The 13309-nt window shown below is 64.1% G+C and carries 9 protein-coding genes; 2 read left to right on the plus strand and 7 right to left on the minus strand.

From position 1 onward, the window contains the following. Nucleotides 1-9 precede the first annotated feature (9 nt). Nucleotides 10-1428: a glycoside hydrolase family 19 protein gene (locus ACN9MY_RS01595; RefSeq protein ID WP_426336747.1), complete on the plus strand. Its 1419-nt coding sequence runs from the start codon at nt 10-12 to the stop codon at nt 1426-1428. A gap of 6 nt (nt 1429-1434) precedes the next feature. Here ACN9MY_RS01595 and ACN9MY_RS01600 read toward each other — a convergent pair whose 3' ends face one another. From ACN9MY_RS01600 to ACN9MY_RS01625, 6 genes are all read right to left on the minus strand, one after another. Next, a complete protein-coding gene (locus ACN9MY_RS01600) occupies nt 1435-3141 on the minus strand; it encodes a vWA domain-containing protein (RefSeq protein ID WP_426336748.1) in 1707 nt (568 codons plus the stop codon). Between the two features lie 92 nt (nt 3142-3233). Continuing rightward, on the minus strand, nt 3234-4040 hold the full coding sequence (locus ACN9MY_RS01605; RefSeq protein ID WP_426336749.1) for an oxidoreductase: 807 nt from the start codon (nt 4038-4040) through the stop codon (nt 3234-3236). Between the two features lie 18 nt (nt 4041-4058). Further along, complete coding sequence (locus ACN9MY_RS01610) at nt 4059-5381, minus strand: outer membrane protein transport protein (protein WP_426336750.1); 1323 nt, start codon at nt 5379-5381, stop codon at nt 4059-4061. A 22-nt stretch (nt 5382-5403) separates the two neighbouring features. Continuing rightward, entirely contained in the window at nt 5404-8520 is a 3117-nt protein-coding gene (locus ACN9MY_RS01615) for an efflux RND transporter permease subunit (protein WP_426336751.1), read from the minus strand. Further along, nucleotides 8517-9635 carry an efflux RND transporter periplasmic adaptor subunit gene (locus ACN9MY_RS01620; RefSeq protein ID WP_426336752.1) on the minus strand — a complete coding sequence of 373 codons (1119 nt, stop codon included), beginning with the start codon at nt 9633-9635 and terminating at the stop codon, nt 8517-8519. Before ACN9MY_RS01620 ends, ACN9MY_RS01615 begins: the two co-directional genes overlap by 4 nt. Before the next feature lie 80 nt (nt 9636-9715). Beyond that, complete coding sequence (locus ACN9MY_RS01625) at nt 9716-10333, minus strand: TetR/AcrR family transcriptional regulator (protein ID WP_426320089.1); 618 nt, start codon at nt 10331-10333, stop codon at nt 9716-9718. An 89-nt stretch (nt 10334-10422) separates the two neighbouring features. Here ACN9MY_RS01625 and ACN9MY_RS01630 point away from each other — a divergent pair, with 89 nt between their 5' ends. Further along, nucleotides 10423-11895, plus strand: coding sequence for an efflux transporter outer membrane subunit (locus ACN9MY_RS01630; RefSeq protein ID WP_426336753.1), 1473 nt, complete (start codon nt 10423-10425; stop codon nt 11893-11895). 24 nt (nt 11896-11919) lie between these two features. On the opposite strand, the gene ACN9MY_RS01635 is transcribed toward ACN9MY_RS01630, so the two are convergent. Further along, nucleotides 11920-13302, minus strand: coding sequence for a DUF1501 domain-containing protein (locus tag ACN9MY_RS01635; RefSeq protein WP_426166885.1), 1383 nt, complete (start codon nt 13300-13302; stop codon nt 11920-11922). Between the last annotated feature and the right edge of the window lie 7 nt (nt 13303-13309).

A 13309-nucleotide genomic window follows, 5' to 3' on the forward strand; every position in this document is an offset into this window, starting at 1 on the left:
GAACCTGACATGAGAACTCTCACTTACGCGGCACTTGCCGCGGCGCTGTCGCTCTCCGCCTGCGGGGGGGGTGGCAGCGCCGACACCCCGGCCGCTGCGCGCACGCTGGCGCAGGGCGTAGTGGCCAGCGCCACCGCTTCCTGCCCGGCGTGGAGCGCCAGCCAGGTGTACACGGCGGGCATGTGCGCCATTTACCAAAGCAAGCAATTCGAAGCGAAGTGGTGGACACAGGGGAATGCACCAAGCCAGGCTGACACCTGGGGCCCATGGAAATACATCGGGGAGGCGACCGATCCACCCACCGACCCTGGCGACCCGCCGACGCAGCCAGGCGGCGTACCGACCAAGGCGCAGGCCGAAGCGCGCGAGCAGGCGCTGACTGACAATGACTTCTTCCGCAGCGTCAAGGCGTCGATCCGGACACTCGACAACGCAGCGGTGGAAGCGGTGACGCCTGGATTGGCCAGCAACCCGGCCAATGTGAAGCGCGTTGAACGTTTGCTGTCGTCGGCGAAGTGGGACTACTACTTCTCCTTGCGTGAAGCGAGCTATGAGTACCGGCGCTTCCTGCAGGCGGTGGCAAAGTTCCCGGCGGTGTGCGGCGACCATACCGACGGCCGCAATGCCGACAACATCTGCCGCCATTCGCTGGCGACCATGTTCGCCCACTTTGCGCAGGAGACCGGCGAGCACAATGCCAGCCTGCCCCTGCCGCAGTGGCGGCAGGGGCTGAAATACTTGCGCGAGTTGGGCTGCACCGAGGATGGTCCAGGCTGCGGCTACAACACGGAATGTGCGGATCCGGTCTTCAACTCGGTCTGGACTTGCGGGAAGAACGCCGATGGCAGCTACAAGAAGTACTTCGGACGCGGCGCCAAGCAGCTCTCGTACAACTATAACTACGGGCCGTTCTCGCAGGTGATGTTCAACGGCGACCAGTCGGTGCTGCTGAAAAATCCGGACCAGGTAGCGTCGACCTGGCTGAATCTTGCCTCTGCCACGTTCTTCTTCGTCTACCCGCAACCGCCCAAGCCATCGATGCTGCATGTGATCGACGGAAGCTGGGTTCCCAACGCCAGCGACATTTCCGCCGGCGCGGGGAACAACTTCGCCACCACGATCATGATCATCAATGCGGAATGCGGTACCGGCAGCGAAAAGCCGGCGGCGCAGAACCGCATTGATTATTACCGGCAGTTCGCGGCGGATCTTGGCTGGAATGTGGCGGGCGAGCAGCTATCGTGCGCGACGATGCAGCGTTTTGGCCCGTCCAGTTCCGCCGCCTACAACATCTATTGGGAGAAGAACTGGAACAGCGGCGGCGATTACCAGTGCCAGTTGGTGAACTACCAGACGCCTTACAACGCCCTTATCGCCGGCAATTACGTGAAGTGCGTTGAGCGCAACTGGAATGTCACGCTCAACTAAGGTGCATCAGCGTTGCGCAGCAGGGCCGACCGTGCCGAGGGCTTCCGCCATTCGTACCATTTTCACGAATTCGGCGCGATAGCCTTCGCGGTCGGCGCCGCGTGCGCCTTCCGCCAGCCTGGCGATATCGCCGTAGCTGAAGTCGGCCACCTGCTGCTCCCCACGCAGGCGCTGGGCGAAAGCTGCAACGGCGACGGCAAAGCGCTGGTCGTCCGGCGCAGCGTCGAGAGAATCGCGTGCGCTGCCGGCACGCACCGCATGCTCGACCTGCCTGCTGGCGGACTGGCCGGGCAGCTTGTAGCGCACCTTCACAAAGCACAGCTCATCGGATTTGCCTGATTCCGTGGCTTTCTTTTTGCCCGTCTGCGCATAACGCAGCGGATCAACCAGCTTGCCTGCGTTGGCGGCTGGCGTGATTTCGTAGATGGCGGTGACGGTGTGGCCGGCGCCCATGTCGCCGGCGTCGACCTTGTCATCCTTGAAGTCCTGCCGGTTAAGCATGCGGGTCTCGTAGCCGACCAGGCGGTAAGCCGCGACTTGCGACGGGTTGAATTCGACTTGCACCTTCACGTCGTTCGCGATCGGGAACATGGTCGAACCCAGCTCCTGCGCCAGCGCCTTGCGTGCTTCCAGCAGGGTGTCGATGTAGGCGGCATTGCCGTTGCCGGACTGGGTCAGGCGCTGGATCAGGGCGTCGTTCAGGTTGCCCAGGCCAACGCCGAATACCGACAGGTAGACGCCGGACTTGCGCTTGTCGACGATGAATTTCTCAAGCTGCTTGGGATCGGTGATGCCGATATTGAAGTCGCCATCGGTGGCCAGGATCACGCGGTTCACGGCCTTAGGGTCGAAGTTGCGCTCGGCCTGGGCGTAGGCGCGTTGCAGGCCATCGCCGCCGGCGGTGCCGCCCGACGCGTGCAGGTTGTTGATCACGTCGATGATCTTCTGTTTGTCCTTGCCGCTGGTTGGCTCGAGGGCGACGGCGGTGCCGTTGGCATAGGTGACGATGGAGACCATATCGTCATCGCGCAACTGCTCTGCGAACAGGCGGAAGCCTTGCTGCAGCAGAGGCAGGCGGTCACGCGGGCCCATCGAGCCGGAAATGTCCACCAGCAGCACAACGTTGGCGCGGGGGCGGGCGGCGGCCTTGATGTCGTAACCTTTGAGCGCGATGTGGACAAGCTGGTTCCCCTGCTGCCATGGGCTCGGCATCACCTCCGTAGTGACTGCAAACGGCTGGCTGGCATTGGTGGGAGTAGCGTAGTTGTAGGGGAAGTAGTTGACCATTTCTTCGACGCGCACGGCTTGCTGCGGCGGCATGCGGCCGTCGGACAGCATGCGGCGGACGAAGGCGTAAGAGGCAGTATCGACGTCCACGCTGAAGGTGGAGACAGGCTGTTCGCTCACCAGCACGGACTTGTTGCCGTCCTTGTCGGGGAATTTGTCTGCCGATTGCGGCATGGGCGCGATGTGCGGCATCGGCGCTGGCACACCAGGAGAGTAAGCCAACACCGGGGCGGGCTTCACCGAGCCTCGCAGATCGGCCTTTGCCGCTGGCGCGACGGGTGCTGGCGGTACGGCGGCCGGCACTGGTGCCGGCATTGCAGCTTCGGCGACATGATGCGGCGCCTGGGTCGGCTGCGGCGTACTGCAGGCAGCAAGCGTGAGCATGCCTGCTGCCACGACCGGCGCAAAGGGTATGGTCTTCTTCATGGTGGACGTCCTTTTGGAATTGTTGTCCTGCTAACATCCCAAAAAGGAGCGTCTTGCGCAACCAAGGTTACATTTTGTAGCCAACGCGGGCGTCACGCCAAGCCCAGCGATTTGCGCAGGCTGGCATCAACCGGGCCCGCCGGCATGAAGCGGCGCAATTTGCTCAACAGCGAGGCTTGTCCTGCTGGCGTGCGGCGCATACGCCACGTCCCGAGCGCCGCTTCCACTATCGTGTTCGCGACACTATCGGGGCCGGGAGCGCTGTTGATGCTGTTGACGACGGAGCGGGCCGCAGTATCGCGCTCATGGTCATAATCGCCGATCCGCAGGGCGGCCTGGGGCGAGTTGGCGTCCAGGTTGGTCTTCGTGTACGAGGGCTGGACGAGGGTGACGCGGATACCGAACTGGCGCACCTCATGGTCCAAGGTTTCGGACAGGCCTTCGACCGCGTGCTTCGAGGCCGAATACAGTCCCATGTACGGTGCCGGCAGGAAGCCAAGCACGGAGCTGACATTCACGATCCGGCCACGGCGCTGCTTGCGCATATGCGGAAGCACCGCACGTACCATGCGCAGCACGCCGAACACATTGGTGTCGAACAGGGCGGCGGCCTCGGTGACCGATGTTTCTTCCACCGCGCCGACCATATTCATGCCTGCGTTGTTGACCAGGATATCAATGCGGCCCGCGCGCTCGATGACCGCCTGGACGCCAAGTTCCACGGACGCGTCATCGCGGATATCGATTTCGAGCAGTTCAACGCCCGACAGGGGCGACGTTTTGGCGATGCTGCGCACGGTGCCAAAGACGCGGCATCCCTGCGCGGCAAGCTTCTCCGCTGCGGCGCGACCGATGCCGGACGAGACACCGGTAATCAATACAATCGGCGAATCCTTCATGCTTTTTCTCCAGGGGGTTCAGAAGCGATAAGCCAGCGAGACAGCGAAGATATCGCTCGCCAGCTTGTAGTTGCCATGCAAGGTGCTGTCGGTCGGCGAACGCATGGCGACAGCCGCATCGTCGAGGAACAGGTGGGTGTAGCCGGCGCTCCATTCGACGCTTTGGCTGGCGCGCCAGGTGGCGCCGAGGGATAGCCACTTGCGATCGACGTCCGGCACTCGGACGTCGCGGGAGGCGGCACGGACCGGCGTCTGGTCGTAAGCCACGCCTGCGCGCAGGGTCAGGTCCGGATTGAGCGTGTATTCGGCGCCCAGCGCGCCGAACAGGGTGTTGCGATAGTCGAAGGTGATCGCCTGCGTTGCCTGCGGCGAGTCGAAGTCCAGCACGACGTCCTTGAACCTGCTCCATTTGGTTCGGTGCACGTCGGCCATGACGGACCAGCGTTCGTTGAGCTGGTGCGTCACACTGACTGTCCAGGACGAAGGCATGCGCAGTTCGGTCGAGGCGTTGGTGTCAGTGAACCAGCCGGGGCGCGTGGCCGCGAGTATCGCCTTAGGCCCTTGCGGCACGTCAAACGTGATCGATGCATCGCTCAGCTTATGGTTGACGCCGGAGCGGTAGGCTGCACCGATGTGGGTTTGCCTGGTCGGGCTATACAGCAGGCCGAGCGTGAAGCCGAAGGCATTGTCGCTTCCATCGAGTGCGATGCGCCCGTCGGCACTGGTGGGAGCGTAGCCGGGCACGCGTGCGGCAGCCATGATCGCGCCGAAGTCGAGCGCGGACGTCAACGTCGCTTGCGCGCGCTCGAAGAAAAGCGAACCGCCAAGCGACAGCTGCTCGTTCAGGTCATACGACAGGGCGAGGCCGAGGTTGACCGCTTTCAGTTCGGTCTTCTGCCCCTGGTAACGGCCCTTCCATTGCGCGTCGTAGTCGGTGGTGAAGCCGAACGGCGCCGTCAGCGACAGGCCGAGGTGGGCGCGCTCGCCCAATGGCGTGTGGAAGTACATGGCTGGAATCGGCTTGGTCGCTCCCGCATCGCCGCCATTACCGCCCGATAGAGGCCGGCCGAGCGCATCCTCGCCGTCGCCGTTGAACTTGACCGAGTAGTCGACCGTGGTCAGGTCGGCCTGGAAAACCCTGCCATCCAGGCCGCGCATCGCGGCGGGATTCTCTGCGATGGCCGATGCGTCCCCCGGGGCACTGATCGAGCCTGCGGTTGCCCGGCCCTGTGCCTTTGCGCTTTTCTCCTTGAGTTCAAATGCGGCGCCGTGGCTCTGGCCCGCCAGCAGCATGCCTGCTGCCGCAGCCAGCAGGGACTTCGAATACTTATGCTTCGACATCAACTTCTCCTCTTTTATGAATTCAACTACCGGTCATCAGTTGCGGTCCCGCCGCTTCGCCCGCGTGCACCGCTGGCTGCGTGTCGCCGGGCCGGATCTTGAACCAGATCGAGTACATCGCAGGCAGGAACACCAGGGTCAGGACGGTGCCGGCAAGGGTGCCGCCGATCAGCGTGTAGGCCAGCGTGCCCCAGAACACCGAGTGCGTCAGCGGCATGAAGGCGAAGATCGCCGCCAGCGCTGTCAGGATCACCGGGCGCGCGCGTTGCACGGTCGCTTCGACCACCGCTTTGAACGGATCCATGCCTGCTTCCTTGTTATGGTGGATCTGGCCGATCAGGATCAGGGTGTTGCGCATCAGGATGCCGGAGAGGGCGATCAGGCCGACCAGGGCATTGATGCCGAAAGGCTGCCGGAACAGGATCAGGGTCGGCACCACGCCGATCAGGCCCAGGGGACTGGTCAGGAACACCATCACCATTGCCGAAATCGAACGCACCTGGAAGATGATGATCAGCAGGGTGATCGCCAGCATGATCGGGAACAGCGGCAGCATGGCCTTGGTCGCCTTGCCCGATTCCTCGATGGAGCCTGCTTCCTCGATGGCATAACCAGTCGGCAGCTTGGCGATCAGCGGCTGCAGTTGCTTGGTGATGGCTGCCGAAACGTCCGGCGGCTGCAGGTTGTCGGCGATGTCGCCGCGCACGGTGATGGTCGGCATGCGGTCGCGGCGGCGTTCGATGGGTTCTTCCATCCGCACTTCGATCTTGCCCACTTGCGACAGCGGGATGCGCTGTCCGTTGGCGCCGGCCAGCGTAAAGTCGCCGATCCGGGCTGGATCGAGGCGGATGTCGCCAGCAGCGCGCGCCACCACCTGTACGGTGCGGATGTCTTCGCGCACGGCAGTCACCGGTACGCCGTTCAGCAGGAACTGCAGTTGCTGCGCCACCGCGTTGGAGGACAGGCCTACTGCCTGCAGCCGGTCTTGCTGCAACGTGAAATGCAGCGTAGGCGCACGGGTGCCCCAGTCGGCATTCACGGTCCGCATCATCGGGCTGTTCTCCATGAGCTGGCGCACGTCCGCCGCAATGCTGCGCAGCTTTTCCGGATCGGGACCGCTGACGCGGTAGGCAACCGGGAATGGCGAATACGGGCCAAAGACAAGCTGGGTGACGCGTACGCGCGCTTCGGATGCCAGGCCGCCGCCGACTGCTTCGCGCAAGCGCTGTTTCAACGCATCCCGCTCTTCCTGGCTGTCGGTGCGGACCACGATCTTGGCAAACGACGGATCGGGCAATTCCGGTCCCATGGCCAGGTAGAAACGCGGCGCGCCCTGGCCGATGTAGGCCGTGACGATCTTTGCTTCCTTTTGTCCGGCCAGCCATGCTTCAACCTTCGCGGTAGCAGCGCTGGTCTGGTTGATCGACGTGCCATAAGGCATTTGCACCTCGACCAGTACTTCCGGGCGGTCCGAGATCGGGAAGAACTGCTTCTTGACTACCGCCATGCCCAATACCGACAGCACGAACAGGCCCACGACCGAGCCGGCCACCAGCCACTTGCGGGCGATGACGCGCCCCAGCAGCTCGCGGAAGCGGTTATAGCGCGGGGTGTCGTAGATGGCTTCGTGGCCACCCTCGACCTTTTTGAAATCGGGCAGCAGCTTGACGCCCATATACGGGGTGAATACCACCGCCACCACCCAGGACGCGATCAGGGCGATGCCGACAATCCAGAACATATTGCTGGTGTATTCGCCGGCGCTCGAACGGGCAAAACCGTTCGGCATGAAGCCGACGGCCGTCACCAGGGTACCGGACAGCATCGGTGCGGCCGTATGGCTCCAGGCGTAGGCCGACGCGGCGATGCGGTCGTAGCCTTCTTCCATCTTCACCACCATCATTTCGATGGCGATAATGGCGTCGTCCACCAGCAGGCCCAATGCCAGGATCAGCGAACCCAGGGTAATGCGGTCGAAGTTCTTGCCGGTTGCCGCCATCACGATAAAGACCATGGCCAGCGTCAACGGAACGGCAGCGGCAACCACCACGCCGACGCGCCAGCCCATGCTGATGAAGCTCACCAGCATCACCACCACCAGGGCGGCGAAGAACTTGAGCATGAATTCGTCGACCGAGGAGCTGATGTTGACTGCCTGGTCGGTCACCTTGGCCAGGCTCATGCCCAGCGGCAGGCTGGCGTTGATGGCGCCCACTTCGCTGTCCAGCGACTTGCCCAGGTCCAGGCCGTTCCAGCCATCGCGCATGACAATGCCCAGCAGGAGCGCAGGCTCGCCGCCATTGCGGATCATGAAGGTGGATGGGTCCTCATAGCCGCGTTCAACCTTGGCGATGTCGGACAGCTTCAGCGTGCGGCCCTGGGCCACCACCGGTGTCTCGCGGATTTTCTGCAGCGTGTCGAAAGCGCCGTCCAGGCGGATGAACACTTGCGGGCCCTTGGTTTCCACGGAGCCGGCAGCGGCCAATGCGTTCTGGCTGTTCAGCGCGGCGAATACTTCCTGCGGGCCGATGCCGAGCGTCGCCAGGCGTTCATGGGAGAACTCGATATAGATGCGTTCCTGCTGCTCGCCGACGATGTTGACCTTCTTCACCCCCGGCACGTGCAACAGGCGCTGGCGCAGAGATTCGGCGTCGCGCACCAGCAAGCGCTGTTGCTCGCCCTTGGCCTTCAGCGCATACAGGGCAAAGGTGACGTCTGCGTATTCGTCGTTGACCATGGGCCCGATCACGCCTGGCGGCAGGTTGCCGACCTCGTCGCCGACCTTCTTGCGCGCCTGGTAGAACTCTTCCTTCACTTCCGAGGGCGGGGTGCTGTCGAGCAGGGTCAGGGTGGTGAAAGCCAGGCCGGGCCGGGTATAGGTCTCGCTGCGGTCGTACCAGCGCAGTTCCTGCAAGCGCTTTTCAATCTTTTCCGCTACCTGGTCCTGCATTTCCTGCGCGGTGGCGCCGGGCCAGGCGGTGACGATGGTCATCACCTTGACCGTGAACGCCGGGTCTTCGGCGCGGCCCAGTTTGAAGAACGAGATCACCCCTGCCAGCGAGATCAGGCAAATCAGGAACAGGGTGATGGAGCGCTCGCGTACCGCGAGGGCCGACAGGTTGAAGCGGCTCGGTTTCACGGACGGGCTCCTTCAGTTGCGGCGCCGGCGCCCTGGGCATCCATCCGCACGTTGGCGCCTTCGCGCAGCAGGTGCGCGCCGAGCGCGACGATCCGATCGCCTTGCTTGACCTGGCCGTCGATGCTGGCGCGGTCGTCTTCGAGTCGCTGCACCGAGACGGGACGCCAGGAGACCTTGGCCGGGTTGCCGTCGATGATCCAGACCCCTGGCCCCTTGCCTGCGTCGAACAGGGCGCCGATCGGCACCTGCAACCCGCCCTGGGCGGCCGGCTGGCCGTCGGCCACCTGGATGGTTACCGTGCTGCCCAAGGGAGCGTTGGCCAGTTCGCCTTCCAGCACATAGCGTGCTTCGAAGGTACGGGTGAGCCGGTCCGCTGCATCCGACAACTGCCGCAGCTTGGCGGGAACGCGCACGCCATCCTTGCCAAACAGGGTTGCCTGGGCGGCGGAACCAACGGCAGGGCGCACCGTCTCCGGCAGCTGGATCACCGCTTCGCGGCGGCCGGCATGGGCCAGGCGGACTACGACCTGGCCGGCATTGACCACCTGGCCGGGTTCGGCCAGCGTTTCCGTGACGACGCCGTCGCCATCCGCCACCAGCTCGGTATAGCGGCTGGCGTTCAGGGCGACGTCGGCCTGGGCCTCGGCTGCGCTGAGCTGGGCGCGGGCGGCATCAGCGGCGGCCTTGGCCTGGTCGTAGGCGGAAGCGGAAACTGCACCGCTTGGGCGCAGGTCGCGGTAGCGGGCTTCATCGTCGGACGCCTGTTTTGCCCTGGCGCGGGCGGCGGCGACGGCTTCCTGTTGAGCATGGGCTGCGAGTTTCAGGTCGACCGGGTCAATGCGCATCAACGGCTGGCCGCGCTTGACGGTCTGGCCGACGTCGACCAGGCGCTCCAGCACCTTTCCGGGAACGCGGAAGCCGAGGTCGCTCTGCACCCGTGCGGCGACAACGCCGGTGTAGGAGCGGGAAAGGGGGGCTACCCCCTGTACGACCGCGGCGCGCACCAGCGGTGCCTCGGTACGGGGATCGGTTGGATGTTTTTCGCCGCAAGCCACCACCGCAAACGGCAGCACGGCAGCGAAGACTGCGGATGGAGTTGAGCGAAGCAGGCGCATGAAAGTCCCATGGATAAAGTGATCGGGACTTTCATTATGGTTCTGGTGACTAATTTAGTCAATGGTCACAAACTATTTTTTTATGGCGACAGGCTCCTGAGCACCAGGCTGGACAGATGCGCCGGGGCATCTTCCGTGTAATCAAAGCTATGTTGCAGCAGCAGTGGGTTGAGGTAAGGGCGCATCACCAGGTAGATCGCCATCACCGTCTCATCCAAGGGAGTCTTGCGCTCGAAGTCGCCCGACTGGCGGCCCTCCTGCAACACCTCGCGCAGCAGCTTCTGGATGCGCACCTCATAGTCAAGCACGACCTGCCAGCGATCCGTTGCTGCTGTCGCTGCAATTTCGTAAAGCTTGCGTTCATTGAACAGCAGGCGAAGGCTGGCTTCAGTAAAGGCCTTGAACATACGGCGCAACTTTTCAGGCGAAGAACTGGCTTCGGCAATTGCCGCGCTGACCTCGGTTTCGATCTGCTGCATGCAATTGGCGCAGATCACTTCACCGATGGCCTGCTTCGACTCGAAGAACTTGTAGATATACGCTTTTGAGAAGCCGATCGACTTGGCCAGGTCGGACACGGTGGTCTTCGCATAGCCGTAGTGGCTGAAATGTTCAACGGCTGCGGCAACGATCTGGTTGCGCACTTCATGATCGGCCGGGCCCCGGGCCGGGGCTGGAGAGGTGAGTGGATTTTTCATGCGCTCAAGTTTAAGCCAAACAGAAAGATTGGACAACTTGTGACCATTTGGTATTATGGTCACCATGAACTCATGACGAAGGATGTCCGATGTTAAATAAACAAACCCTGGCGGCGCTGGTCGTTGCCACCCTGTCAACGGGCTGCGCCGTCGGCCCCGATTACGCCCGGCCGGAACCCGCCCTGGCGCAGCAATTTCACGGCCAGGCAGCTGTTGAGCAGCGCCAGGCCGCCACCACTGCCGACCTGGCGCAGTGGTGGAGCGGCTTTGGCGATCCACTATTGAGCCGCTTCGTGGCACAGGCGCTCGAGCAAAACCTCGACCTCGCGCAGGCTTCCGCACGCGTCGCGCAAGCGCGCGCCGGCCTGGGCGCGGCCAATGCTGCCCTGCTGCCTTCCGGGAACATCAGCGGGCAAGCCGCCCGGGCCTACCAGTCGGTAGAAACCCCTCAGGGGCAGATACTCAACTCGGCGCCCGGCTTTGACCGCCATGGCAGTTCCTATGAAGTCAATCTCGGCGCGAACTGGGAACTCGACCTGTTTGGCGGCTTGCGCCGGGGCCGCGAGGCGGCGCTGGCCGAATACCAGGCATCGGAAGCCGGCGCGGCGGCGGCACGGCTGGCGGTGGCGGCGCAAACGGCCGACATCTACATCACCGTGCGCGGCTTGCAGGCGCGCCTTGATGTCGCCCGCAAGCAAGTAAAGACGCAGCAGGATCTTGTGGCGACCATCAAGCTCTTATATGACAAGGGCCTGGCGGCGGAACTGCAACTAAGGCAGGCCGAAGGCGCGCTGGCCCAGGTGCAGGCATCCATCCCGGTGCTGGAGTCGGGCCTGGAAACTGCCCTGAATGCGCTGGACGTGATGCTTGCTTCGCCACCCGGCACCCATCACGCCGAGCTGGCCGAAACGAGCGCCATCCCGCTGGCTCCGCAGATTGCCGCCAGCGGCTCGCCGCGCGAACTGCTGCGCCGCCGTCCCGACCTGATCGTGGCAGAGCGCCGGCTAGCCGCTTCCAATGCCCGCATCGGTGTCGCCATTGCCGAGTATTACCCCAAGTTTTCCCTGAGCGGCCTGCTGGGCAGCGCCACCTCGGTCTCCGGCGGCAACCTGTTTACCAGCGGCGCCAACCAGGCTGCCGGCATCCTTGGCTTGCGCTGGCGCCTGTTCGATTTCGCCCGGGTCGATGCGCAGATCGCGCAAGCCAGGGGGCAGGAGGCGGAAATGCTGGCCGCCTACCGGTTGGCGGCGCTGCATGCGAGCGAGGATGTCGAGAACGCGTTCTCGGCGCTGGTCAAGCGCGAAGAGCAGGCGGCCGTGCTGGAGCAAGGCGTCAGCTCGCTCGGCCGGGCGCGCGAAGCGTCGTTCGCAGCCTACCAGAGGGGCGTCGTCAGCCTGGTCGAAGTGCTGCAAGCGGACGAAAGCCTGCTGCGCGCTTCCGATGCGCGGGTGCAGGCGCAAACGGAATCGGCACGCGCTGCAGTCGCTGCCTTCCGGGCACTCGGCGGCGGCTGGCAGGCTGCCGATGCCGGAGCAATGGCAATGGCAATGGCAATGCGCTAGCCAGCGCCAGCCGCCTCGGCTGGCTTAGAGGAAGCCGAGGTCGCGCGTGCTGTAGTTGGACAGGTTGGGCAGCAGGGAGAGCAGTTCGCTGTCGCTGGCGCCCAGCCATTTACCCATGGTGGCCGCATACTGGTCGACCGAGGTGCTTGGCAGCAGGCGGCCCTGGCCGACGTCGTCAGGGCCATTGTTGGCGACGACCGGCGCAGTGCCGTAGAAGCGCTTGCCCTTGACGGCGCCGCCCATCATGAAGTGCATGCTGCCCCAGCCGTGGTCGGAGCCGTCGTTGTTGGCGACCAGCGTGCGGCCGAAGTCGGAGGCGGTGAACGTCGTCACCTTGTCGGACACGCCCAGTTCCACCGTCGCCTGGTAGAAGGCGGCCATGGCGTCGCCCAGCTTGGCCATCAGGCCCGGGTGGACGGTGGCCAGGTTGTCGTGGGTGTCGAATCCGCCCATCGAGACGAAGAACACCTGGCGCTTGGCACCCAGGCTGCCGCTGGCGGAAATCATGCGCGCGACCATCTTCAACTGGTCGCCCAGGGAATTCGATGCCGGGAATACCGTTTGCAGTGCAGGCGCGGTGGCCAGGGCCGAGGTGAGCGCCGCGTTGGCATCCACCGAACGGCGGGTCACGCGGTTGTATTCGTTCTCCAGCGCGTGCGTGCGCGGCTGGGTGATCAGGGTGCGCAGGGCCTCGGTGGCGGTGGCCGAACCAAACAGCGGCGACTTCAGGCCGTTGAACTGCATCGAGCCGTTGGCCGACACCTGGTACTGCACGGCCGTCTTGCCGGCCATGTAGACCGCGTTCCCCGATACGTTGACGCAGGTGAAGGTGGCATTGCCATTGCCCGACTCGAACAGGTCGCCCAGGCGGCCGCCCCAGCCGGTACGCGAGCCTTCGGGCGCGGACGACTGCCAGATCGATTGCTGGTCGTTATGCGAGAACAGTTTCGGCGGCAGCGGCACGGACTTGGTCTGGTATTGCAATTTCGTGGTCGGCTGGACCAGCGGGCCGACGTTCAGCATGACGCCAAGCTGGCCGTTGTTGAAAATCGGGACCAGGGGCGCGAGCGCCGGCGCCAATGCGAACTCGCGGGCTGCACCAGTCGAATCCATCACGGGGACGGATGGCGCCAGGGCGGTCGCGGTCAGGGCGTCGCGGGCATAGGCGATGGTCGGGCGCAGTCCCTGGTACAGCGTGTAGTTGGTGCTGTCGTAGGGGATGACAGTGTTCGCATAGTCGTTGCCGCCGTACAGGAAGACGCAGACCAGTGCCTTGTAGTCGCTGGCAGTAGCTGCCGCCGCCTCGGCGATCGACATCAGGTTGATGGCCCAGGGCGCCGCCACGCCTGCTACGCCGAGTGCCGATGCGCGCTTGAGGAAGGCGCGGCGCGAAGCTTGATTAGTCATGGTGGTG

The sequence above is a fragment of the Pseudoduganella sp. R-31 genome, from assembly GCF_049913235.1.
Classification (GTDB): Bacteria; Pseudomonadota; Gammaproteobacteria; order Burkholderiales; family Burkholderiaceae_D; genus Rugamonas.